The organism is Paenibacillus wynnii (genome assembly GCF_000757885.1).
In the GTDB taxonomy this organism is placed as follows: Bacteria; Bacillota; Bacilli; order Paenibacillales; family Paenibacillaceae; genus Paenibacillus_AQ; species Paenibacillus_AQ wynnii.
On record NZ_JQCR01000001.1, the window covers coordinates 246,363 to 272,082 of the forward strand.

The following is a 25,720-nucleotide window of genomic DNA, read 5'->3' on the forward strand; positions in this document are numbered from 1 at the left end:
CAAAAATAACGGCGTATCCCCTGTCTCTCGAAGGGCATACGCCGTTTTTATTGCTTAGGAAATGATTCTAACCCACTGGATCTGGGCAATTTCTTCTGATGCTTTTAATGCTATTTGGTGAGAACCTTTGCTGAGCGCTAATGAGATCGGTGCTTGGACAAGCTCCCAGTTATCCTCCATTGTTGTGGCTGTGAATACAGGGGAACCATCCAGGGATACGGTAACGGCTCCCCCTCGTTTCGTTCGGATATAAAGTTCAATCGTGTACGCGTGTGGTTCCGAAATGGCAGGAACCCTGAAGGTATATGAAACCCAGTCCTCCGGTGCAAGCTGGACATACATCCATTCCTCTGCCTTCCATACCTCGCCCTTATTGTGGGCAAAGTTAGGGATATCCCTAGTACCTTCGACAAACCGCATATCCACTCCATCCTTCACTCGAAAGTCTAAGGTATGATCCGCCTGTTTGCCTATGCCAAAGCTTTGGCCTTCTCCCTTATAATCATAAAAAATAGCAGGAATCCGAACAGAAGGTCTACGGAACAAAGCATTTATGACCTCTGGGCGATAGGTACAGCCTCCAAGTCTCAAGTTATCTAAGTATGTCCACAGTATTCTTTCCGCAGATTGTGGATCAGGCTTACTTCCGCCCTGTAAAAAGTCGATCAACAACTGCCAGCCTTCTGGCTTATTGACGGAACACGGAGAATTAACGCTATCCAGCTTCTTCCAAGTCCAAAAATTCCAGGAGATATCATGATCTTCATAAAGTTGAAATGCCCCTACGAACCAATCATTATTATTCTCTCCGCCTTCACCCATGAATATAGGAACCTGCAATTCCTCCCGTTTATCCAAAAATTTCTGAATACTTTCTGTATCTGGGTTGTTCCAGTATTTATGAAATTGCAGCATCAGGTTAGGATCCAGTACCTCATTGAAGATTGTCCAGTCTGTAGCCCAATGCACGCCCTCCAGAATAATCATATGATGCGGATCCACTTCCCGAATCGCTTGAATAATATCTTTATAGAGCGGCATTACCTGATCATTATATTCCGCAAAATAATTAGGGAGAGGTTCATTAAGCAAATCATACCCTGCTACAATCCACTCGTCCTTATAACGCTCCGCAAGCATTCTCCATAACGCGATAGTCAAACGCTGGTTCGATTCGATTGTGAACAATTCCGGTTGGTCATTCTCTGAATCATCGATATTGGCCCCCGTCTGTCCCCCAGGTGCTCCATGCAAGTCCAATATGACATATAGTGAATATTGACGGCACCAATCGATGACTTGATCAATAAGCATCAAGCGTTCACCCTTAATCCTCAAAGGTTCTCCGTCCTCGATCAAGAATCTGGCGTTAATGGGGACTCGAATCGAATTAAAACCTTCAGCAGCTATTTGCTGAATGTCCTCTTCGGAAATGTATCTTTTGTAATAGAGATCCCAGAATTCAGCCGCTTTGCTGTCACCGACCAGATCCGTAATCATCTTCTCGATTCTCCGCGGACGGTCTCCTTGTTCGGGGAGATGCCACATATACCCTTCAGGAAGCAGCCAGCTTCCCAATCCAACACCCCGCAGTAATATCTCTTGGCCTAAGCCGTTGACCACTTTTTTGCCAACGGCTTTTACAAAACCGCTTACCTCTTGATTTAATTCCATACCCAACTCACTCGTCCTCTCATCTCAAGCTCAGCCTTTAATGGCACCTTCTGCGATCCCACTGAGAATGTATTTTTGCAGCAGTAAATATACAACTATGATCGGGAGCATGGTCAGCACCAAGGAAGCCAAGATAGCCGACCAATCATTATTATACTCACCAAATAGCATATTGGTAGATATCAGCAGCGTGTAATAGTCAGAATCCGTAAGCATTAGAAGCGGCAGCAGAAAGTCGTTCCACATCCATAATGCATTTAGAATGGCTACCGTTGCTGTAATGGGCAAAAGTAATGGAAAAATGATGACAAAGAACAATCGAAGCTCTCCGCAGCCGTCCATCACAGCAGCCTCATCCAAATCGCGTGGTATCGATTTAACAAAACCATGATACAGAAAAATAGCTAGCGCAACACCCAGTCCGATATAGATCAGTCCCAGTCCATAAGTGCTGCCCTGAACATGTAATTCCTTCGAAATCTTCACCAAAGTAATCATAATAGAGTGAAAAGGAATTAAGGAAGATAAGACAAAAAAGGCAAAGAAAAATTGACTTAGCTTGCCAGGCGTACGTGACATTTTGTAACCTGCCATTGAAGCGAACAGGATAATACCCGTCACCCCAATCAGGGTTATCATGATAGTATTCCAAAAGCTTCTTAGAAAGTCGATTTTGTGGTAAGCATCACTATAATTAGCAAACGTTAAGCTAGTGGGAAGAGCAAGAATATGATTCAGCATTTCCCCGTCCGTTTTCAAGGAATTCAGTACAGCCATATAAATAGGAAATAATGTAAACCCGGCTGCTATTACCAAGATCAGTAGAACCATAATATTGCCTGGACCACGTTTTTTTCGGGAAGAGTAAGCGTTCTGCATCGCTATCATGCCTCCACCTCTCTTCGTTTCATGATCCATAATTGAACCATAGTGATTAGCAATACAATGATAAATAAAATGATGGCTTTGGCGCTGGCATAACCATACCTTTGATTAAAGCGGAAGGCTTCTTCTACGATATTGATCGCGATCACCTGAGTGGATCGTCCGGGTCCACCCCCGGTTAAGGCAAATACGGCATCGAACACCTTAAAGGAAGTGCTGAGCGTCAGAAAAATACCAATAGTCACTGCAGGATAGATCATCGGCAGCGTGACATGCCTGAAGTTCTGTACACTATTAGCACCGTCGATGGCCGCGGCTTCACTTAATGATTTGGGAACACCTTGCAGCGCCGCGATGTAAATAACCATCTGATACCCTACCCCTCCCCATAATGAAAGAATGACGATGGAGTAGAATGAAAAGGAAGGATCACCGATCCAGGATTGATCCAGCAGCAGCCATCCCGTCTTCTCCGCAATAACTGGCAATACCTTAGTGAATATAAATACCCACATGAATCCCCCAATAATGAGACTCAGCATGTTTGGCATGAAGAAGATTGTACGGAATAACACTTTACTTCTGCGACGAGACTCCACTAAAACCGCCAGCAGCAGAGCAATTACATTCTGTAGTACAACCATTACAATGACATATTTAAGTGTAAATCCAATGGATTTGATGAAATAAGGATCATTCCCCAGCGCCTCAATATAATTGGAGAACCCGACCATTTGGTAGGTGGGATTCAGGCCGTTCCAATTCGTTAAGCTGTACCATACGCCCCCAAAAGCAGGGGCGATGGTAAATACAGCATAGAACAATAAGGATGGCAATACGAAGGCCAGAAGAATGATGGATTGCTTATTTTTTCTCGAAAGGTTCATCTGCTCTCACTCCCCATCAATCTATAGCCGACTTATTGCACACTTTTAATTGCGGTTTCCCAAGCTTTATCCATACTGCTGATGAATTGTTCCTTCGTTACCTCTTTGGCATAGTAGCTTTGGAGCAGTTTCGCTTGCTCGTCTGTTACACCGTTAGGCAGTTTCAGATCCTGATACGCTTTACCTTGTTCCACGTATTTGGAAGCTTCGTTCACCCAAGGGAATACCTCGTATTTATGCACGGTCGAGACAGGATTGAACTTCAATTCTTCAAAAAGAGCGGAGGAATCCTTATCATCATAGAAGTAATTCAGTAGATCAAGTGCAACCTCTTTATTCTTGCTAGATTTCGATACCGCCAGTGTCGTCGAGACCGACAGATTAATCATGGTTCCTTCGGAATTGTTACTCACTGGAAGCGGAGCTACTCCGAATTCAAGTTCAGGGTTAACCTTTAGAATCGTTTCTGCATTCCATGGACCTTGAACCCACATGGCCGCCTTGCCATTTGCAAATTCAGTAGAGCCAGCTTCGTTGCCAACCTCAAAGGGCTTAGCTGTTCCATTTGCATTAATGAGATCGATAATATTGAAAATATCCTTTACATCGGCGTATGATGCTTCACCTTTATTCATCTTCTCGATCCAGTCCGGGTGCTCGGAGGAGATAATCCCTCCTAGCGACAGTGCTGTCATCAACTGTGGAACCCAGGATTCCTGGAAAGCCAGCATGAAGGGCTTCACTTTATTAGCTTGCAGCTTCTCTACAACTACCTTCATTTCATCAAGCGTTTGAGGAGGTGTAATTCCCTGATCATTGAATATTTTTTTGTTGTACAGATAGCCCCACGATGAGCTCTCCAGAGGGAGCGCAACGACCTGACCTTCTAATGTAACTGTACTTTTTACGCTTTCGTATAAAGTCGCAATTGCCGGTTGGCCAGACAGATCCTCTAGGTACCCTGCTTTGAAATACGTTGGCAAATCGTTAGCGTGCACATCAAAAATATCAGGGGCATCATTTGAAGTCAGTCTCGCTTGGAGGACCTGCTTCGCCTGATCGGGATTCGGCATCTCCAGGTCAAAGGTTACCTCAATATTTTTCTCGGCAAGCTCTTTCGCCTTGAACTGTTCGAAATACTTCTCGAATTGTTCTTTAAACCGCGGTGAACCAATTTGAATTTTCAGCTCCACCTTCTGAGCTTCGGCCGTTGGCTCCGCCGTAGCTTCCTCCACAACTTTCCCACCATTGTTTACTGCAGGATTAGCATTGTTTGAGGTACCGCAAGCTGATAGCGGTAACATCATCATTAAGCTTGCAAGACCTATATAAAGCGCTTTCTTCATTGTTGACTCCCCCTCTTTATGGTTTGGTGCTTCTTCAGTATAGGGCTGGCATGGGGATTGAAGCATTAGCGCGGATTAGCAGCTTTTATTGCACAATATTGATATTTTTTTCTACTTCTTGCCCTTCTGTATATCTCCTGGCGTCAGACCGAACTGCTTCTTAAATACGCGGTGGAAATAGGCAAGTTCTGTATACCCGGTCATTAGTGCTGCTTCTTTAATCGACATGTGGGGTTGTTGCAGCAGTTCCCTAGCAAGCTCCATACGTTTACGGATAATGAATTCGGTCAGATTCTCACCAACCGTTGTTTTAAACACTCTGCTTAAATGTTCCTTGCTAACATAGAACTTACCCGCAATGGATTCTAACGTAATAGGCTCCAAAAAATGCTTATCGATATAGTCCTTCACCTCGGGGATCAGGAGGCGGTTCTTCGTCTTGTGCAGCGTTTCGATTTTATCGATGGCATTTAGATAATTGATTTGAATCTTGGCAAGTGTACCGGGTACATCTGTCCAATCACTAGGCTCTTCGTTTAAAGAACTATGAAGCTCAAATCCTGCTTCATTTTCCAGCATGAATTGCTCCAGTATGTGTAGGAAATCATCGCCAACCTTAGCAATCAACGCAGGTTCCAATCCCTCCGGGAAAATATTAATTAGAAATTCCTCCAACTTATCCAAGGCTTGCAAGACGGCTGGCTTGCTCAGCTCGAACAGAGCCGCAAAAACGCGCTTCCGCAGGGCTACATATCGGTCCATCGAAGGCGTGCTCGGGAATACTAGCGGTGAATCCCAAGATGTATTCACGGTCAGCTTCTGGGTCTGCAGTTCATGAATACATTTCGCAAGCGCCGCATTCAGCTCGTCCGGATCAACAGGCTTAAGTAAATACTCGACCGCTCGCGACTGAATGGCCTGTTTCAGATACATGAAATCATCGTAGCCGCTCATGACAATAATCTTAAGGAGTGGGAACTGAACATTAATCTGTTTCAGCAACTCAACCCCATCAACACCGGGCATTCTCATATCTGTCAACACAATGTGAGGCCCCAGTTCCTTCATCAGCCTAAGACCCTCCCTGCCATCCTCTGCTTCGCCGACAATCCTTAGGCCCAGCCGATCCCACTCTCCAAGAGCCTTTACAACCTCTCTCGCCCAAGGTTCATCATCAATAATCAGTACTTTATTCACTCCTGTTCCCTCCCATTCTGCAAAGGCAGCTTGATGACAAATACCGTCCCCAAATCCGGCTTGCTGAATATTCTCATTGATGCCTCACCGCCATAATGCAGCTTAAGTCTGGATACGACGTTTTGCAGCCCGATTCCCTTGCGCACTTTCGGTTGTTCATTCTCCAAATCCGGATTGCCCCATTCAGGCTTCAAGGAACTGCCTTCGGTCAGCGCTGACCGGAGTATCCCTAAACGCTCACTTGGAATGCCAGCTCCATTATCCATAAGGACAATCACGAGATGACGCCGAATTTTTTTCACACGGATTTCAACTTTCCAGCTTCCTTCCTTCGATTGCAATCCATGTTCAAAGGCATTCTCTACAAGCGGCTGTAGAGTGAATCTCGGAACGGTTGTACGGTTGCCCCTTCCGTCAGATTCAATGATAATCGTACAGCGTCCCTGAAATCTCTGTTCCTGGATAAACAGGTAATTGCGGACATGCTTAAGCTCATCTTCAAGTGTTGCAATATCATTACCGCTGCTGATCGAATATCGCAGCAGGTCGCCGATTACCTTCGTTATTTTATAAATTTCAGGAGCGCCTTTGACAAGTGCCATGCCTCCAATTAAATTCAGCGTATTATTCAGAAAATGCGGGTTAATTTGTGCTTGCAGGGCCATAAGCTGCGCATTCTTCACCTCAATTTCCTTCTGGTATCCATTCTCCACCAGTTCTTTCATCCGCTGCATCATCGAATTATAACCTCGTTCCAACAAGCTAATCTCATCATAGCTTTGAATGGATGTCTGCTCGAACTGATGGAGCGGCGTCGTTCTCATGGTTCTGGCAAGGCCAACAATGGGTCTTGTGATCCGCAGGGACACCGCAATGGACAGCAGGATCGAGACTACTGCGAACAACGAACCGGTTATGAGGCCTGCTTTTACCGTGATGTTGGCGCTTTCCGAAATGGTTGAAATCGGCAAGGCTTTGATTAAGGTCAATTCCCCATCATCCACCCGCTTTATAAAAATGTAATAGCTTTCTGTTCGTCTGATTTCCGGTTCTTCTTTCGGGCTATAATCATTCCCTAATTGGCTAATCACCTTTTCGAAGCTCTGATCCGGGGTTGACCCTGATAGTCGTTCTCCCTCGTCATTGATCAGGAAAACCAAGCTCTCCTCCTCTGATTTCAGAATGGTGCTGACCTCTTTCCATACTTGCTTGTTGATCCGTATAGATAAGCCGCCGAGCAATCGCCTATCTTGGAAGTCGTTGATACTATGGAAGGCATAAATATCGTTGCCGGATTCTTTGAAATACATGTTAATTGGCTCCCGCAGCATGCGGCTCCAATTTCCCTTTTCGATATCCAGCGAATAGGTGAGGCCGCTATTTGCATAATTAATGGCATACGCCTTCTGATTTTGGTGCGTGTAGAGCGCTAGTTCATCAATTTTTTTGGAATTGGCATAAAAGGCTTTGGTCAGGGTCTCTTGAATATATTTTTGTGTGCGGAATTGTAAGCCGATATCTTCATTTTCATTCATATTTAAGCCGTCTATCAATTCTTGGTCGACCTGCAGGGAATAAAACAACACATCCATTTGGCGGAATAATTCGTCCAAGTACTGATTCGCCCACATCATGCGGGAGTGGTTGGCCTCCAATATTTCTTTCTCTACAGACTCTCGTGTATTGTCCGTGGCAATCCAGGTCATTGTTATTACAGGCAGAGTTGTCAAACAGATCATCAAAATCATCAGCCTATAACGTATGCTAGTTCGTTTCATGCTCGCACCCTCTCCTCTTTTACGCTGACCCCATACATGTCGCTCATTGTCGAAACCAATTCGTCAGACAGAAGGGCTACTCCTGCTCCTGTTCAACAAAATTCATTTGGCAAAAGAGTCAAAAAACGGCGATACCTCTATTAATAGAGGCATCACCGTTTTTTATATACCACTAAACCTCATAATTAGAGACAACGGAGATATTTCGATTCACTCTTGAACGGGTATCAAAAGTACCGTCATTCAATCGTGACCGTATCTCTAGCGACAACGGCGTCATTCAATGTACCGGTAGGCAGAATCACCGGAGTAATGACAGGCGGCATAGTCACTATAATAGTAGGCGGTGTCCCTACTACAACTTCTGTAATTGTAATATCATCGAAAGAAATCGTATGGGGCACACCATTCGCAGTAACATCCGTTCCCATTGTTTTTCCGATTAGATAATTTAATTTAAGAGTATTGTTGTTAGTGACTGTAAATTGTGTGCTGTAGGTTGCCCAAGTCGCTGTAACATCAAATTTTACTGGATTGGATGCTGCAGTAGTATTGGAATATTCGACAATGATTTGTCGTGCAACAGTCGATTTAGCCTTGAAGCTGAGCTCGTAGGTTTTACCGGCTTCCAACTGGATATCTTCCTGGAACAGCTGTGTGTGCCATGGTTCTCCACCTGCGGCTGCAATTGCAACTTCAGCTACTCCATCGTTCACTGTAAAGGTTGAAGATCCTCCTTCACCGGACCATTTAGACCAGCCCGTTTGCCCAATCCCAAATGAACTATTCAATACAAGATTGGTGTCATTGGCAAGAATAGTCTGTACTACAGTACCGCTTACATAATAGTCAGCTTCTACAGTAATAGTGTACAATCCTTCAATAGGAAATGCTGATGCAGCTATGGTTATTTTACCTGGTTCTATCGTATATTTACTTGCCTCAAGTCTAGTACCATTGACCTTCACTGCCGAGATAGCATTACGCCAAGCCTCGTTATCGGTAAATATAAGCTCTATTGGCTGAGAGACCCGGTTATTGCTTTTGTCTTTCAATAGCTCCTGTGGTTTAGAAGGTGCATTCTTAATCTCAAACCTTACATTGTCGATCGTAATTTCATGTGATCCAGCTACACTTACACCTTCTACTTTGCCAAGCAAAAATTTGAGGGCAAGTGTATCATTACTGCCTTGGCGAAATTCAAAAGTGAAAGATTTAGACTCCGGTGTTACGTCTATGACTTTAGAAAAAGAAGGCTGATAGGAGGCATTATCGGCAATCACCTGAATTTTACGTGCTGTGCTTGAGCTGGCATCAAATTTTATGACATAATCAATACCGCTTGTCGCCTTCAGTTTATTCTGGAAAAGCATGACGGAGTAGGACTGATTCCCCGTGTTAGTAATGCTAAATTTGGCTTTTCCATCCGAAACAGCTGCAGTACTTTGACCTCCCTGTTCCGTTAGAAGCCGCTCCCATGCGTCAAAACCAAAGTTGAACTCTCCATTTAGAAGCGGGAAGTATACCAAGGATGGATCATAGTAAAAGCTCGTGCGAATCAGATTAAAATTATCTAAACTGATCGTCCCTGTTGCTCCACCCAACTCTAGAACAAACTGCCCCTCATGATCCGTTCCCCCTGCAAGGTCAGGGAAATTCACTTTGATTTCCTGGTTTACCGGAGTCAGATTAACAACTTGCTCTGCATACACACTGCTATCCTTACCAAGCAGCTTAACTTTAGCCATACGATTCGATGTGGATGCCCCTTTAAAGGTAAGTTCATAGTCTTGCCCCTCAATTAGGTATATTCCTTTTTGCAGCAGCTTCACGTCACCTGTATTACTGCCTGCCTGAGTAACTTGCAGGTCTAATGTCCCTTGAGCATTGACAACAGGGCTTACGGCTGCGCCATTTGCTGCTTCTGCATGCCAATAACTCAAACGGTTCGTTCCACCCAGATCAAAGGTTCCGTTGTATAAATGATTCCCGCTGCCTAATGGAGTCTTAGCCGTATCATGTTCAAAAGGAATACTATCGATCTCCTCCAAACGTACATTTCCGATCCAGACAGGGGAAGCATTGGTTCCCAGATTGAATTCAACCCTTGCGGCAATATCGGAATCTTCTTTCATTTGAAACATGATTTCATAAGGCTTCATCGTAGAGGTTAATTCTGCTTTGAGACCTGGTGAATATCCAGCAAACCCGCGTGATTCCCCACCTGTAACACGGACATTAATGTTCCGGGATGTGTCAGTCTTTGCCTCAAAGCTCAGCTTGTAAAAACGTCCCTTAGCCAGAGATACAATGGCCTGTGGTTGGATGGAATAAGAATTCCCGCCCGCATTGCTGATATTCACTTTGACGAAATTCTTACCTCCAATAGGTTCAAGTGAAAGCGTAGCGTTTGCGCCCGATTCCTTGAATAAAGACCAGTAAGCTGTTTTCGGGATGCCCATTCCAGCATCACCATCCACTTGCTCTGTGAAGTTGTTATTGTATACAAGATTTCCATCCGGAAGTGCTGTTTTGGAGCCAGCCAAATAAGCTTCTTTAGCTGTCGTAACCGGCACCGGTTGACGGTACTCCCTGCCTGTCAGGTCATATACTCTGACATAATCAATCTCCATACTTTTTGGGAAAACGGTCTCACTTGTCGGATTGCCGTCAAAGTTTCCGCCCACCGCCAAGTTCATCAACAGATGGAATTCCTGATTGAACGGCGCTGGATATGCATTGTTAGCCGGTTGTCCGTTGCTTAGGCTGTACCAGTCATTTTTAGTGGAGAAAAGAACACCGTCAACATACCAACGCATTTCACCCGGCTCCCATTCGAGGGCATAAGTGTGAAACTCCTCTATCGTTGAATTTCCAGGAAAAACGTATTCCTTACCGGAGTAGATATTGTCCGGCCACTGCGCGCCGTAATGAATAGTTCCAGCTACAGTATTCGGACGACTGCCCCAGCCTTCCATAATATCGATCTCACCGGAAGACGCCCATTGGCCGTAGACCGTATTCTCCGGCAGCATCCATATCGCCGGCCAATAGCCTTTTCCCGTTGGGGCTTTGGCCCGGATTTCAAACTTCCCGTAGGTTTTACTGAATAAGCCCTTGGTTTTGATTCGGGAGGAAGTATAGGGCTTACCGCCCTGCTCCTCTTTAAGAGCTGTAATAATTAATTTTCCGTCCTTTTCTTTTACATTTTTCTCCTCGTTGGTGTACCATTGCAGCTCATTGTTGCCCCAACCAGGGTTACCTACTACTGTCCCGTCTCCGAGGTCATAGGTCCATTTCGTGGGATCAATCGTTTCATCATTGAACTCATCATTCCATACCAGAGTCCACGGATTCACGGTGGGTGTTCCGCCACCGCTACCGCCGCCACTGGTCACAGGAGGAACTGTAGATGACACAGTCACCTGAGTGGTATTGCCTTTTGGCAGTGCTGAGCCACCGAGGGTAACTCCCACTGCATTGTTCTCAAGTGTGTTGATTATTGCGCTGCCTTGAAGGATGCTTCCTTTAGCATTTGGGGCGATGTGCAGCACATTAAGTTGAACCTTATCGTTAAGTACAAGAGTAGTTGGACTGTTAAGCGTAAGCTTGCCAAGCCCTCCTGAAATAGTAAGCGTCAACCCAGATTCCGTAGAGTCTGTTGTTGTTACAGCTGCAAAGTCCCCTTTGAGCTTCACCGTTTTGGGTCCTGCAGTTACGTAGACATTAGTAAAGCCAGCCCCCGTTAGGCTACTCTCCTCCAACATAGCACCGGACTGCACGTAGACGGCATCGAATACCGTTGTACCGCTGGCATACACACGTACCTTACCGTTTGATTTGGAAACTTGCGTCTCACCCATCGCAGAGTCTTTGAAACCTACACTCTGCTCGCCTCCTCCGGAAATAAAGGTTGTACCCTTAACCTTTATCTGACTAAGCAGTGCATTTCCCTCTCCAATTCCTTGGGTCAAGTAGAGGTTGCCCTCAATAACCGTGTCCTTCAGCGTAACATCTGCCCGATTGATAATGACATTCCCTTTTACTGTTCCAAGAGAACCCTCTCCGGCAGTAACAACAAGCTCCGAAATCATCCGATCCACCATTGAAGCAAGCTCTGCACGGGTTACAACACCATCCGGTTTAAACATTCCACCGGGGTAACCTTTAATATATCCACCGGCTGTGAGAGCGGCAATTGCGCTCAAGGTTTCTGCGTTGACTCCGCTGAGATCCTTGAAGCTGACTGCTGTGTTGTTTGCTTTTAGATGAAAAACCTTCTGCAGCGACAGTACTACTTCACCTCGTGTAAGTGGTTGTGTCGGGTAAATCTTATTAACTGTGTCTTTGCTTATATAACCTGCAGCAATTCCTTTGGCAATGTCACTCTTGTACCATGCTGATTCCTGCACATCAACCGGAAGTACCGCCGACTGCTCCTGATAATTGAATATACGATTCATGATGGCTGCAAACTCTGCTTTGGTTACTACCTTTGCGGGACGGAAAGATCCATCCTCATATCCGTTTATGACTCCATTCCCACTCCAGCGCTGTAAAGGTCGAACAGCCCAATGATCTGAACTCACATCCGTAAACGCTTTCATTACATTCGCCGGGCTGTCTGGAATCGAATTAGCCGCGAACGTTGTACTTCCCACTACCGGAGATAACAGACCGGTAACCAGCACCATGGCTGATAGGATTGCTGAGATATTTCTCTTCATTCTAGATTTCTCCTCCTTAATTTTCGTGAAATTTTCGGCATTGAAGATATAGAATCGAAATCGGTTTCGATAATATTATTGTTGACTAGATTGCTTGTTTTGTAAAGATGTAATTTGAGCTTTTTTTCCAGCTGATAAAGATACGATCTATTACCTGTGCGGGAACCGTTTGACTTGCTTTTACATTAAGAATAGAATGAATTCAAACTGAATTTGATGTCAAATTTACTATAAAACTCCCTATTTTACTGTGTTTTTCACGAAATACCTATATTTAAGCCGGAAGGTGGCTCTACATTGCAATTAAACATTAAAATGATCGCCGAGATGGCTGGCGTTTCGGTTTCAACAGTTTCGAAAATCATGAATAACTATAGCGATGTTTCCGAAAAGACGAAACAAAGAGTACTGGAGATAATCGAGCAGACCGGATATTTACCCTCCAACTCCGCCAAGACATTGGCAACCAAGAAATCCAGCTTAATTGGGGTGATTTTTGCCGGAGAATTGAACGTTGACTTTACGCATCCCTTTTTCGTTGAGGTGCTCAATTCCTTTAAGAAGCAGATGGGAGTGCTCGGCTATGACCTCATCTTCTTTTCCAATGAGAAATTTATTAGCGGCGGAGACTATTTCTCCCGTTGTCTGCATTTCCATGTGGACGGCTGCGTCATTATTTCTGGACAGAAGATGGAGAATGCTATTCAAGAGCTTGATATGAGCAGTATCCCTTGCATTGGAGTAGATCTGGAGCTGAAAGGCAAGAAGTCTGGATATGTCATGTCGGATAATTTCAAAATCTCATCCAAGGTCGTGGAGCACTTCTATTTGCTAGGGTACAGAGAGCTTGGATTTATCGGTAGCACGGCAGATTCGAATATCTCGAACAAGCGGGAGGAAGGCTACATTAAAGCCATTGAAGGCTTCGGAATGGCTGTTAATGAGAAATGGTTTGTTCACGGAGATGATTTCTTTGAGCCCAGCGGATACGCGGCCATGCAGCAATTAATACAGGCCGGCAATCTGCCTAAAGCCATCTTCGCAGCCTCCGATTTACTGGCACTCGGGGCCATTCGGGCCTTGAAGGAGCACGGACTTCGTATTCCGGAGGATGTGGCCATCATTGGGTGTGATGATATTGAGGCTTGTAAATATACCAGCCCCAAGCTGACAACCATCCGCCAGAACAAGGAAAGACTGGGCGTACTTGCAGCTCATATGCTGTTCGACCTAATTAATAATCAATCCGAGGGCGGCTCTTTTGTAGTTGAACCTGCACTGGTTATCCGGGAATCCTGCGGAAGCCAGAACACTTAAGCAACTGGTGTTGACCAACAGCTAGAAGAGGCTGTCCCAAAAGCCATGCAAATGGCTACTGGGACGGCCCTCTCTTTTGAGTAAGACTTAAGTTGTTATTGTCAGCGGACGCTCCGCGAACGGATCGTTGCTCCAATCGCTGTGCTCTCCAGATTTTATTTATTTTCCTTAGCGGTAAAAATCCGGAGAGCAAGGCGACCGCTACCACTTTTCCGCAATCGTTCCGTCCTCTCCGCTACTTTCAGCGGAAACCGTTCCAAAACCTTCTCTAAAACAGCAAAAAGAAACCTCTCTTTGGTAAAATGGAGTTACTACACAACCATTTCAAAGGGGAGGTTTCTTTTGTAAGTGGTGGCCGGGTCAGCTACCATCCCAAAATGCTCACCAAAATCATTATCTACGTCTACACCCTACGCATCTATTCTTCCCGGCAGATTGCCAAAGCCGTGCGGGAGATCTGCTGAAGCAAGCAGCCCTTTGTTTTTGATTCATAGAAAATGTTACAACAGCATAAGACACCCGAAAGGTTCTATCTGCACGTATAGCCTGTCTGTGTTGTTAAAGGTCGAACCCGACAATACATCCGTCAGGACATTCTGATCCGAGCGGTAAGGGGACAGATCCAGCTGATAGCTATTTGGAGAGTTGTTGATGATTAGTCCCATCTTATCTTGATCGCTTCTTCTTACATAGCCGAGTACATTACGGGCTTCGTCTGTAAACCAGGGGCTGAAGGAGCCTTTGCGTAGCACATCATGGCCCATTCTTAACGAAATCAGCTGTTGGTACCATTTACGAAGCGCTGTATTCTGGTCACACTCCCGCCAAACCATAGGTTTTCTGCAATGAGGGTCGGTAGCGCCCTCCATCCCAACTTCATCTCCGTAATAGATCATCGGAATACCGATATAAGTGAGCTGAAAAAATACAGCTAATCTCATTCGTTTCTCCGCGGTGTTCACTCGGTCCCAGCCGCGGCCTCCCTGCTTGCAGGCCGTTAAAAACCGAAGTGTATCATGACTTCCGATTAACTGGAACATTGCAGAATTGGCCTGATCGTTACACAAGGCCTCCTGATGGAGCAACTGCTCCATAAAGCGAACAGGTCCCGTAGTTTGTTCAGCGAAAAATTCCAGCATAGCATCACGTAGTACGTAATTCATGCCTCCATCGAACTTATCCCCTCTCAGCCATGGACCGGAAGCATGCATAATCTCTCCTATGATGAGCAATTCAGGGTATTCCGCTTTAAGCTCCTTCCGAAAACGGGACCAGAACAACGGATTCACTTCATTGGCTACATCTAAACGCCAGCCGTCGATTCCAGCTTCACGCACCCAATATTTCGCAACACCAATCATATAATCAGCAACATCCTTATGATCCATATTCAGCTTGGGCATATGTACTTCAGCTTTGCCGAAGGTTTCATAATTTGGAGATGGACTCTGCGTAACTGGATAGGAGTCAATGAAGAACCAATCCTTATAGGGGGAGTGCTCCCCTTGTTCCAACACATCCTTAAAGGCAAAGAAAGTGTCACCCGAATGATTGAACACAGCATCCAATACGACTTTGATTCCATGCTGATGAGCCTGGTTCACCAGTTCCTTCAGTCCATTCACATCCCCAAAACCCGGGTCAACTTTATAGTAATCCGATGTATTATATTTATGCTCTGAAGGAGATTCAAAGATAGGAGTCATATAGATGACGGTGATCCCTAACTCCTGCAAATATGGAATTTTATCCGTGATCCCTTGCAGGGTTCCCTGATTATAGCTGCTGGGATAGATTTGGTAAGTCACCGCATCCGAGACCCATGAAGGGAGTTCCAATGCTATAGAGTTGTGAAAATATGCATATTGAAAAGAACCAGCCCGCTCCCGATTCTCTGAAATTCCCCGCTCCCCATACCATAAATAATCACCGGATGTATTTTCTACGTAGAACAAATATCTGCTTCTTTTAGTGTCTGTCTTAATCAAAGCTTCATGAATTTCATAGGCACCGGCTGATCCGATTCTCTCCATAGATAGCGGCACTTCTTTGCCCGGGGAATCATAACGGTCGGAATGAATAACGGTACAGGATAATTGCTGGCCGCTTTGAACAAATAATCTGAGCTTTAAGACACCAGGACCTACCGGAAAAGCAAACGGATCTTCACACGTATGATACAAAAACCATTTTTGCGACATAAAATACAACTCTCCTTCTATCCATCTATCGTTCGTTTATATTTATGTTATTATGGTTACAAATAACGTTCCAAGTCGAGAGGGAAAACGATGAAGGTAACCATTTCGGATATTGCCAAAGCAGCCAATGTGGCCAAATCCACCGTATCAAAGGTGCTGAACGATTCTCCAAAAATATCGCAGGAAACGAAGCACAGAGTCCGGGAAATCATGAAGCAAATGAACTATACCCCTAGCAGCATTGCTACGCAATTAGCTAGACAAAGTAGCTACAACATCGGCTTGCTTGTAGATATGTCCAAAGAAAGTGAATTCTTGAACCAGTTCTTCTATAATATTATCGGTGGAATTGAGAGCGTAATCGTCTCTCTGAAATATGAACTGACCATTTCGAATGTGCAACATAGCAACCCAGAGGGGCATTTCTTAAATAGACTTGTGCTTAGCAAACGTGTTGACGGGATTATTGCTAACAACTCCGTATTGACAGAGGATCTGTCTGCTGAACTGGTTCGCCTCCAGTTCCCCTTTATATCCATTGGTGAGCTTGCGGGCTCCGCGGGCTGGGTGGATTTTGATAATGAATTGGGCGGAAGAATGCTAACCAGCCATCTGCTGGAACAAGGCTACTCCGCTGTTGCCTTTATTGGTGGTGAAGAGAAGGAAAAAATATTTACCCACCGCTGTAACGGTTACATGCAGGCTCTTCATCAGTCCGGTTTCACTGTACATAAGGAATGGATTGTGAATTGTAAAGCCAATGAGCATGAAGGCTACCAAGCCGCTCTAAAGCTTCTGCAAGGGGAAAACCCGCCTGATTCCATCGTATGCATGAGTAACTATGCCGCCTTCGGTGTACTTCAGGCTGCCAAGGAGCTCGGCATTCATGTTCCCTCCCAGCTTGGTGTTGCTGCTTTCGATGAATATCCGTTGTCCCGGTATACAACACCTCCCTTAACATCACTTAATATCGATACTTTTAAGCTTGGGGTAGCTTCAGGTCATTTGCTGATGGATCGAATCCTTTATCCCGATAACCCGCCTAGACATGTACTGCTGGAGCCCGAGCTCATTCAGCGCGAATCTACCCGAAGAAATTCTTAATCAGACTCCTCCGTGTGACCGTAACTACTTCTCCATAAACTTATCAAGAAGCGACTCCCGCTGGGAGCCGCTTCTTGGCTTTTCTGATTTAAAGAAGTGGCCTTACCGATTCTTCTTGATCCTAGGTACCTTATTGATCCTTCCAGCGTTGAACGGTTAGTGTCACCGTCTGCGCACCGCCAGAGGGTGTCAGTGTACGGTTCGCTATATCCGCACCGGATGTAGTCGTTTCCACGGTCGCCCATGTTCCGCGGGTCAGCTTATACTGCACCGCAGTTCCGGCAGGAAGATTCAACGTAATGGAATAGATCCCATCGCTTCCTTTGGTAAGCTGATAGGCAGGGTCAGCCGCATTCCAGTTATTGAACGAACCGGTGAGATACACGGGACCGCTCGCTGGAGTGGTAGATGGAACGGTTACCCGGAACGTAACACCGTCTGCTTTTGGCTCGCCTGCAGAGATACTGCCATTTACAAGACTCCATGTCCCGCTGTTGAAGTGGTAGTTGCTACTACCGTTACTATCCCAAGTCCCGCTGCCGTTGTTAAAGGCTGCAGTAAGTCCTGCAGAACTGCCTAACGGCACTGTAATCACACTGTATCCGCTAAAAGCAGAGGATGACATCTGCACGCCAGGTGGCGTGGTCCAGGTTGTAGCTCCATCCAACTTGTAATGAATGTAGGAGCTGCTGAAAGCTGGATTTTTGTAGAAAATCTTCACGCTGTTGCCTGGTGGAGTGGTTGCGAAGGCAATCGCACTCAGTCCAGAGAGATTTCCCGCAGCATCAAAGGCTTTGATGGTGTACTCATATGTTGTGCTTGAAGTTAAGTTAATGTCCGTATAGGAAGTCGCAGCTGTTGTTCCAACCTTGACGCCATTACGATATACCTCATACCCCGTTACTCCTACATTGTCAGTAGAAGCGGTCCAGCTCACTAGTACGCTTGAAGCGCTCTGTGGTACTGCCGTTACATTTGTCGGTGGAGTCGGAGCGATCGTATCTACGATTAGCGGCTGTTTCGCGTAGATTTTGGAAGCATTTGCCCCCACTGAGACTGCAATTTGTTTACCTGTAGCTCCGCCAGACTGAACAGTAACTGTATCCGCTGTGTTTAATTGATTCACCAACACAGTTCCTACCGTCAGTGTGCTTTCTGCACGAAGGGGCAAGTTCACACTTTGCGTACCGCTGGATGCATTACTGAAGACAGAGATAACTTCCTGTCCCAAGTTAGCTCCACTATCAACACGGCGGGAAAAAGCATACAAATTCTGTGCCGACCACATTTCACGCTGAGTTCCTGTACGCAGTGCTGCGTTATTTTTACGGATGTCGTTCAATTTGGCGACAAACTTATAGGTGTTTGCATTCTCATTGAAATAGTTTTGAAGCACGTTACCATTGGCATCCCGCTTTACCATCGACCAGCGGTTCCAGGTATCAGCGATTCCACCTGTCATAATCTGACCATTGCCATTACCTTTATCCTGCTCGGTTCCTTGAAAGACAACCGGTGTTCCGCGTACTGTGAAGAGGAAGGCTAATGCATTCTGCATCTTCGCTACATTTCCTCCAGCCTCTGTTAAGAAACGGTTACGGTCATGGTTATCGATAAAGGTAACCATATGGTTGGCATTCCCGTTATATACGGAATCCTGAGCCAGTGTACTCTTGATGTTGGCATCAAAGGATTGACCATAAGCAAAGCTATTAAGGACAGAGAAGAATAATGGAAAGTCTAACATTCCCCACTCCTTATTCGTTCCTACCCATCTTGAGACAAATTCTGCATTGCCGTCAAAATTCTCACCGAACGTATTAACGCCTAACAGATTCTGCAATTCACCGATATCCGTCGGCTTAATCAGCTTGGCTGCATCGACACGTGCTCCATCGGCACCTGTATAGTCAAACCAACCTTTGATTGAGTTAAAAATAGCTTGCTTCGCAGCCGGAACATCGAAGTCGATGTCATCCAGTCCGCCCAGATCATGATTCTCCAGATAATCCTGTGCCCATTGATCGTATCGTCCATCAACAAGTCCCCAGTTAATATCTCCGTTATGGTGATACCACGATGGATTATTGAACGGTGCCACAGGCTGCAGGCTTGCGATATCATAGTTAGCCTGAGTCCCGAGCATGTAATCTCCGATATGATTAGGAACGACATCAATGATAACCTTGATGCCCTGAGCATGTGCTGCATCTACCAGTTCTTTCAGCTTCTCTTTAGTTCCGAAGTAAGGATTTGCTGCATTAGGATTCTTAACATTGTAGCCGTGGTAGGCTGTATTTTTACCAGTACCGTTGTTATCCCGATTGGTCATCTGCGGCTCTGCTACTGGTGATATCCAGATGGCAGTATATCCCATATTCTTGATGTAGGGGAGCTTGTCGATAACCCCCTGCCAGTCGCCGCCTTTCATATATCGAAAATCATCCTCCGTAGTTTCCCCGTAACGTATGGCTGATCCAGTTGCATTGTTAGTGGAATCTCCGTCATTGAAGCGGTCCACCATAATCTGATAAATCGAGTCGTTTTCCGTAACGGTTCCAATACTTGCCGCCTCAGCGACTGACGGTGTTAAGACAAACAACTGAATAGCCAAAGAAAGAACCATAGATGTAATCAGAACCGGTAGAAGCCATAATTTGCGTTTCATTCCTCATCTCCCTCTCTTAATAAAGCGCATACAAAACTGATAATTAATCATAGTTGTGTCTTGTAATCAAAGGATTGCGGAGGCCGGACGACGGTAGCACTTTTCGGGTAGGTTGATTGCTCATGAGGTGGTGACTAAAAAATCTGACATGATAAATTCTTAACGTTGCGTCTTCCTTATATCTAATCTTTCTAAATCAGGGAAACCGGTTTCCCTAATAAAAAATAGCATGCACTTCCCAGTGTTGTCAACCTAAAATATTGCATGTTTATTCCAGCTGTATTCAAAAATCTTTCTATCTATATAAGATGAACTTAAGATATTAACTTAAGGCTCAGACGTCACTACCGTGAAGATTTGGACTTCCGGCCGCTGTTGTATCCAGATTTCTTTTGATTTAACCCGCTTTTAGCGGTTGAAATCCGGATACAAAGGCGGTCGCTTTCGCTCCTACAGTTCCAAATTTCCCTCCCTCTGTATTAATCATTTTCCTTTCAAATGCTCGCTCATTCGCAGGATATCTTTCTGCTAATCAGATGAGGAAGAGCGTGAGGCCGGTTAAAGCCTTCTCTCCTCCTTGTCAGAGGGCATACGGGAACAAGGGAGGGGTTATTTCCCTGGTTTCACGATATGTAGGAGCTGGATCCACTCGATCCCTGGAGGTTTTCCCTCCCATGACTCAACGGGTCTATGCCCTTTCATTCCTTCGTTACACCTGTCCAGGGAGTGGAGGCCGGTTATGCTTTAGGTAGCGGGTCTGGGCCCTTATGGAAATTTAATCCGGCCTTCGGTACGCTCCTTTTAGTTAGCGATCCTGCAAATGAGCCAATCCTTGCGAAAAAATTAACGTCGATAAATCTTAAGCTGCCAGTGGGGCGGGGTTAGCGACCTTTGGATCAAAGGAACGCTCCTGTCGGACTAGACCTACAATGATGCGGCAGAGCTTTCCGATTAACTTGAAAATGGAAGCCATGGGCTTCATCTTCTTTTGTTTCACATTATGCTCATGCCAAGCCCGAAAGGCAGGGTTTTGGGAGACTAGAGAGATGACACCCAGGTAGAGGTGTTTACGTAGTTGGGGCCTTCCTCGTCCAGTGATCTTGACTTGGCCCTGGTATTTACCAGAACTCTTCTCTGCCAAATTTAGACCGGCCTGAGAAAGAATTTGGTTACCATGGGTATAGGTTTTCAGATTTCCCGTTCCCGCCAATAAGGCCGCAATACAAATCGTGCCTAGACCTTGAATCGAACGGAGCCGTTGGGTCAATTCAGGAATCTCCTCCAGTAGTTTGATCAGTTCCTTTTGCATCTCTCCTATCCGCTGTTCTAGCCGAAGATAATCGGCTACTAGATTCGCAAGTTGGCGCCGTTCTTCTTCCTGACACGTCGTACGCCCTACAGAGCGACGTGCAGCTGCCAGCAGCTCCGCCGCCTTTTGCAGGGCGCGGGAACCACCCACTCGCTTCATAAAAGGCTTCCAGCCTGCAATCATCTTCTCCGAGTCCAGATTCTTGATATCCCTTGGCAGAGGGAAGGCTTGCAGGGTAGCTAGCGAACGGGGTACGGTCCAATCTTTAAACACGGTGGTGTACTCCGGAAAACTCACATCCAGCCAGCGTGTAATACGGTTTTTGATGATGACTAGGTCTTTCATACAAATTTCCCGATAATTCATGGATACACGTAAACGTTGGAAGACTTCGGGCGTTCGCGGCAAATCGGTATAGTACCCTCGGGAGACCACATCGGCGATCACTAAAGCGTCTTTCATATCACTTTTGGAGGGAGAGTTATCCCGATTTTCTTTATTACGCTTGGTCGTTGCCGGGTTGACCAATACGACATCAATGGACTCCGCAAGAAGCCAATCCGCCAGGTGGAACCAGTAGTGTCCCGTAGGCTCCATTCCAACCAAGACATTGTTTAGACGATGAGTGGATTGAAGGTGCTCCAGCCACTGCTGGAACCGGATAAAGCCTTCCTTGGAGTCAGCAAACTTCAAAGGTTTCCCTATTTCGATTCCACGATAATTGACAGCTCGAGCCACATGAATTTCTTTAGCAATATCTACACCGATGACCACGTGTTTAGGTGTAATCCTTTCGATCTGTTGATTTTGTTTATTTCTTTGTTTAAACTCCATAGTGAGTGTCCTCCCAAGATGAATTTTGTTAGTCACTGGCCGTGACATGATTCTATCTTACAGAGGCGCTCTTTCTTTTGGCAAACTGCATTTCTTAACGCCAACAGGAATGCTTTCGTTCCTTTTCACTTTTTGTTATTTTCATTTGTTCAGCTTATATAGAAACATTTTGTATGGAAAAAGTGGGGGGAATGATGAGGAAATGCTAGGGAAATGCTGGGGGGAAAGCTCCTATACGGACTGTATAGCCCTTAATTTGTTGTAGTCACTGGTTATAAAATCTATGTGGACTCCATTGCCGCTATTTCGGAGAAAAAGCATCATATGAGGCAAAATTTGACTAAATAACGGCTTCTCAGTCCGCATGTCCATCCGTCCATCCGTCCACCCCTCCATCCCTCCGGACGATTCGGCAGGCGCCGACCCTCACAATAAAACCAGCGCCGACCGCGATTAAAAATCGCTGGCGGCGCTGGTTTCTGTCGGAAAGGCCTTATTCCATCGTATACGTATATTGCGGTGAATCGTATTGGGGGCCGGATTTCTCATACGTGAACCAATATTTCAGAACCTGACCTGTGCTAATTCCGCTTACCGTATACTCCCAAGCTGAGCCGTTCAAAGTCATTCGCAAATTGAGCTGCGGCCCATTATTTATTGTGTAGTGCACATCTACATAGAGAGCACTAGTTGTAGGTGTGAAGGCGATCTTAGCTGTAGTCGTCCCTGTCTTCGTAACCTGTGCAGTGTAATCCGGCGTTGTAATCACACCTCCGCCGCTGCTGCCCGTCGTAACCGCAACTGCATTGCTGGTACCTGACACATTACCCGCCGCATCGTTTGCTTTTACCGTAAAGGTATAGGCTGTGTTCGCAGACAATCCGCTTACGGTTGCTGATGTTCCTGTCACCGGAAGTGATCCGCCGTTGTAATAAACGGTGTACCCTGTCACTCCCACATTATCGGTGGATGCTGACCATGACAAGGATACACTGCTTGATGTTTTACCGGTAGAAACAAGATTAGCCGGCGCTGAAGGTGCAGTGGTATCGCCGCCGCTTGAAGTTGTTACCGCAACCGCATTACTCGCTCCTGACACATTACCCGCCGCATCGTTCGCTTTTACCGTAAAGGTATAAGCGGTGTTGGCCGACAATCCGCTTACGGTTGCTGATGTTCCTGTCACCGGCAGTGATCCGCCGTTGTAATAAACGGTGTACCCTGTTACTCCCACATTATCGGTGGATGCTGACCATGACAAGGATACACTGCTTGATGTTTTGCCGGTAGAAGCAAGATTAGCCGGTGCTGAAGGTGCGGTTGTATCGCCACCTCCACCCCCGTTCCCGGTGTTGAAGCTGTTGGCCGAAACCGAAACACTAGTACCGTCAGAGAAGGTAACGGTCTTCGCGGCGTTGGTGTAGTTATAAGCAATGTAGGTTTTTACACCATTTTTGTTAAACACTGCTGCTGTCGGTGAATTAGCTGTAATCGTTGAATCTGCATTGCCCATGGCATCCAGATTGTAGATCCAGTGATACGTATTGGCCTTGGAGTTGCCGCCTTCCGTCCCCCCAGACCCTTCACCCGCTCCGGTAACCATAGAACCAATTCCTGCGCTGAACTGGGATTTGGCTTCCGTAGGATTGGAGATCGCCCGGTACATCCAGACTAGATCCCGCCACATATCCCAACTCGTTCCGCCATTCTCCGAAAGCATGGCGTTGTAATTTTTGTTCGCGTAGCTAGGATAATGAGTCAGATATAGGGATCCCGCTGTAATTGGCAGCCAGTTAATGCCGTGGACCTGCTCCGGATTTGCAGTGAACCACGTTCCGTTGGCTCCCTTGCCGCCCCAAACCATAGTTACAACAGAAGGTGTGTAGGACGCTGCATGAGTATTGTCCTGAACATCGAACCAGTAATCGTTAACCGCATTCATTTCCGTAGTGTAGAGATAAATTCCGAGATCACGCACCGTTGTATTGCCTGTGGCTTCACCCCATAAAATCAGCCCCGTCCAGGCGTTCATTGCCTCGGAAGAGGATTCGTTATTGTTGCCGTCGTCGAACTTGGCATGACCCGAAGCCCAGGTATGGCCCGCGTAAGGGTCAAAATTACGGAGGAATGGAAACATGGTATCGTTGCGATCAATGTTCGCAATGTCGCGAATCAACAAATTCACCATCGGTGCATAGTTGCTCGCCCATGTCTTGTCAGTACGAGCCACCTCTGCTGCTGCCTTGATGAAATAACCATAATGGAAGTGGTGGTCATTCAGTTCATCTGCACTGCCAAAGCTGGCAGGATAGCCGATTAAGGTTCCCCAATTGTTGTTGTAATAGAACAGGTTGCTGCTCTTCAGATTGCCGCTGCCATCACTTGCCTTAAGCCAATCCTGCAGCCGGTTTTTGATTTCTCCCCGGAACTGATTGGCCGCCGCCGTATCTCCGACCTGATCCGCAATTGGTGCCAGCACAGCCAGCTTGCCTAACCGTTTACCGAGATAATAAGTATCGTTGCCGCCCGTGTAGGTCAAGGCTTCTTCTTCGTTGACGTACCCGCCGAGGGTCGTTTTGTTATAACTTCCTTTGTCGGGTAGTGACGGAAGTACACCCGTAAACTTCATATTCGTTGTAAAAGAGGAGCCTTCACCCGTCTTCATCGTTCCTCGTACCGAGTTGTAGGTGTAGGACAGTAGCGATTGTGCTGTATTTTTCCATTGATGTGGGTAAAGAGCGTAGATTGTGCCGTTTTGGGTGCCTTCTTTAGGTGTTGTCGTATAAGTAAAGGTCGTAGAGACCTCACTGTTAGCCGGATTGTAGGAGTAGTTCATCTTCGTGTCTGTCACATACGAATAGGCATATTGCTTGAATTTATTCAGTGTGGCTGCTGTATTATCCGGGAGTACCGCTATCGAAAAATAGTTCTTCCCGTTCAGATTGTTCGTCAGGGCTTTCGTTCCGATTCCGGACCAGGTGCTTCCTGTCGGACCAAACAACGCGTAATGAGCTCCTTCCATCGTGATCCCGAGCACGGAGCTGCTCGCTGTTCCTGACCAAATCGTAGGTGGAGAATAGAATTTCAGTGCAGGATTACCGCCCCCGTATGTGAAGTAGACAAAAGGGGAACCGTGTCCGTACGTAGCTGTCATGGAGTTCGTGCCGTTTTGATAAAGCGCTTTCACAAACCAATCGTTAAAACCGTCCACCTTGGCATCAGGGAACGTTGCTGAAGCAGAATGACCGACCGTAAAGTCATGGATATCATTCATCCAGCCCGCAATGGCTGCACTATTCGCCGTAATGCGATTACCTGGGTAATAAATCCTCATCCCGTCACTCTGGTTTTTGACTGCCAGCGGATGTGGAAACTGTGCGTTCGAGTATGGAGTCCATGCAAGGCTGCTCCACCAGTCATTCGTCTGCATTTTTCCAGTAACATTACTAGAATTACTAGACTTATAGATTTGAGACTGTACATCAGTAGCACCTGGAGGTAAGACAGTCGAATAACTGCCTGAACCCATAGGAACCTCGCCGGAGAATGCAGAACCTATGCCCGGCAGCATATTAAGCAGAAGAAGGAAAACCAATCCAAACCGAAACCCATGTTTCATTTGAAAGCCTCCTAAATAAAGGGTAGAAAGTCGTTTTCGTGAATTTTAGCATCTAAAGCAGCGAAATTCGTAAGTTATTCGAAGTTAAATCACTCACTTTACCGAAAACGCTTTCGATGATATTATGTCTTATTTAATTTAACATATCAAGTAATCTTTCTCTGAATATGGGTA

At 45.9% G+C, this 25,720-nt stretch carries 13 protein-coding genes and 1 pseudogene; 3 read left to right on the top strand and 11 right to left on the bottom strand.

Annotated features, from left to right (window positions below; all coding sequences use genetic code 11):
• Positions 1 to 54 precede the first annotated feature (54 nt).
• The 7 genes from PWYN_RS01300 to PWYN_RS27720 all read right to left on the bottom strand — a co-directional run bounded on the left by PWYN_RS01300 (position 55) and on the right by PWYN_RS27720 (position 12,494).
• Complete coding sequence (locus tag PWYN_RS01300; protein ID WP_036648199.1) at positions 55 to 1,674, bottom strand: cellulase family glycosylhydrolase; 1,620 nt, start codon at positions 1,672 to 1,674, stop codon at positions 55 to 57.
• A 30-nt stretch (positions 1,675 to 1,704) separates the two neighbouring features.
• A complete protein-coding gene (locus tag PWYN_RS01305) occupies positions 1,705 to 2,562 on the bottom strand; it encodes a carbohydrate ABC transporter permease (protein ID WP_240479651.1) in 858 nt (285 codons plus the stop codon).
• Entirely contained in the window at positions 2,559 to 3,446 is an 888-nt protein-coding gene (locus tag PWYN_RS01310; protein ID WP_036647598.1) for a carbohydrate ABC transporter permease, read from the bottom strand. The genes PWYN_RS01305 and PWYN_RS01310 overlap by 4 nt, the downstream gene beginning before the upstream one ends.
• 32 nt (positions 3,447 to 3,478) lie before the next feature.
• Positions 3,479 to 4,792 (bottom strand): ABC transporter substrate-binding protein, encoded by a 1,314-nt coding sequence (locus PWYN_RS01315; protein WP_036647600.1) that lies wholly within the window; start codon positions 4,790 to 4,792, stop codon positions 3,479 to 3,481.
• Between the two features lie 111 nt (positions 4,793 to 4,903).
• Positions 4,904 to 5,989, bottom strand: coding sequence for a response regulator (locus PWYN_RS01320; protein ID WP_036647601.1), 1,086 nt, complete (start codon positions 5,987 to 5,989; stop codon positions 4,904 to 4,906).
• A complete protein-coding gene (locus PWYN_RS01325; RefSeq protein ID WP_036647603.1) occupies positions 5,986 to 7,767 on the bottom strand; it encodes a sensor histidine kinase in 1,782 nt (593 codons plus the stop codon). The genes PWYN_RS01320 and PWYN_RS01325 overlap by 4 nt, the downstream gene beginning before the upstream one ends.
• 239 nt (positions 7,768 to 8,006) lie before the next feature.
• Positions 8,007 to 12,494 carry a carbohydrate binding domain-containing protein gene (locus tag PWYN_RS27720; RefSeq protein ID WP_052087672.1) on the bottom strand — a complete coding sequence of 1,496 codons (4,488 nt, stop codon included), beginning with the start codon at positions 12,492 to 12,494 and terminating at the stop codon, positions 8,007 to 8,009.
• 315 nt (positions 12,495 to 12,809) lie between these two features.
• Between PWYN_RS27720 and PWYN_RS01335 the strand changes: the two genes are divergently transcribed.
• Positions 12,810 to 13,811, top strand: coding sequence for a LacI family DNA-binding transcriptional regulator (locus tag PWYN_RS01335; RefSeq protein ID WP_036648207.1), 1,002 nt, complete (start codon positions 12,810 to 12,812; stop codon positions 13,809 to 13,811).
• Between the two features lie 302 nt (positions 13,812 to 14,113).
• Positions 14,114 to 14,266: pseudogene (locus PWYN_RS28480) on the top strand (transposase); the annotation flags it as partial.
• A gap of 45 nt (positions 14,267 to 14,311) precedes the next feature.
• Here PWYN_RS28480 and PWYN_RS01340 read toward each other — a convergent pair.
• Positions 14,312 to 16,012 (bottom strand): alpha amylase N-terminal ig-like domain-containing protein, encoded by a 1,701-nt coding sequence (locus PWYN_RS01340; protein WP_036647605.1) that lies wholly within the window; start codon positions 16,010 to 16,012, stop codon positions 14,312 to 14,314.
• Between the two features lie 90 nt (positions 16,013 to 16,102).
• Here PWYN_RS01340 and PWYN_RS01345 point away from each other — a divergent pair, with 90 nt between their 5' ends.
• Positions 16,103 to 17,116: a LacI family DNA-binding transcriptional regulator gene (locus PWYN_RS01345; RefSeq protein WP_036647606.1), complete on the top strand. Its 1,014-nt coding sequence runs from the start codon at positions 16,103 to 16,105 to the stop codon at positions 17,114 to 17,116.
• 130 nt (positions 17,117 to 17,246) lie between these two features.
• Here PWYN_RS01345 and PWYN_RS01350 read toward each other — a convergent pair whose 3' ends face one another.
• From PWYN_RS01350 to PWYN_RS01360, 3 genes are all read right to left on the bottom strand, one after another.
• Positions 17,247 to 19,784: an alpha-amylase family glycosyl hydrolase gene (locus PWYN_RS01350; protein ID WP_036647608.1), complete on the bottom strand. Its 2,538-nt coding sequence runs from the start codon at positions 19,782 to 19,784 to the stop codon at positions 17,247 to 17,249.
• 859 nt (positions 19,785 to 20,643) lie between these two features.
• Positions 20,644 to 21,927: an IS110 family RNA-guided transposase gene (locus PWYN_RS01355; RefSeq protein WP_036647612.1), complete on the bottom strand. Its 1,284-nt coding sequence runs from the start codon at positions 21,925 to 21,927 to the stop codon at positions 20,644 to 20,646.
• A gap of 493 nt (positions 21,928 to 22,420) precedes the next feature.
• Entirely contained in the window at positions 22,421 to 25,546 is a 3,126-nt protein-coding gene (locus PWYN_RS01360; protein WP_036647614.1) for a glycosyl hydrolase, read from the bottom strand.
• Between the last annotated feature and the right edge of the window lie 174 nt (positions 25,547 to 25,720).

Coding starts and splice junctions, on each gene's coding strand:
- PWYN_RS01300 (WP_036648199.1), bottom strand. CDS start 1,674: ATGGAATTAAATCAAGAGGTAAGCGGTTTTGTAAAAGCCGTTGGCAAA.
- PWYN_RS01305 (WP_240479651.1), bottom strand. CDS start 2,562: ATGATAGCGATGCAGAACGCTTACTCTTCCCGAAAAAAACGTGGTCCA.
- PWYN_RS01310 (WP_036647598.1), bottom strand. CDS start 3,446: ATGAACCTTTCGAGAAAAAATAAGCAATCCATCATTCTTCTGGCCTTC.
- PWYN_RS01315 (WP_036647600.1), bottom strand. CDS start 4,792: ATGAAGAAAGCGCTTTATATAGGTCTTGCAAGCTTAATGATGATGTTA.
- PWYN_RS01325 (WP_036647603.1), bottom strand. CDS start 7,767: ATGAAACGAACTAGCATACGTTATAGGCTGATGATTTTGATGATCTGT.
- PWYN_RS27720 (WP_052087672.1), bottom strand. CDS start 12,494: ATGAAGAGAAATATCTCAGCAATCCTATCAGCCATGGTGCTGGTTACC.
- PWYN_RS01335 (WP_036648207.1), top strand. CDS start 12,810: ATGATCGCCGAGATGGCTGGCGTTTCGGTTTCAACAGTTTCGAAAATC.
- PWYN_RS01340 (WP_036647605.1), bottom strand. CDS start 16,012: ATGTCGCAAAAATGGTTTTTGTATCATACGTGTGAAGATCCGTTTGCT.
- PWYN_RS01345 (WP_036647606.1), top strand. CDS start 16,103: ATGAAGGTAACCATTTCGGATATTGCCAAAGCAGCCAATGTGGCCAAA.
- PWYN_RS01350 (WP_036647608.1), bottom strand. CDS start 19,784: ATGAAACGCAAATTATGGCTTCTACCGGTTCTGATTACATCTATGGTT.
- PWYN_RS01355 (WP_036647612.1), bottom strand. CDS start 21,927: ATGGAGTTTAAACAAAGAAATAAACAAAATCAACAGATCGAAAGGATT.
- PWYN_RS01360 (WP_036647614.1), bottom strand. CDS start 25,546: ATGAAACATGGGTTTCGGTTTGGATTGGTTTTCCTTCTTCTGCTTAAT.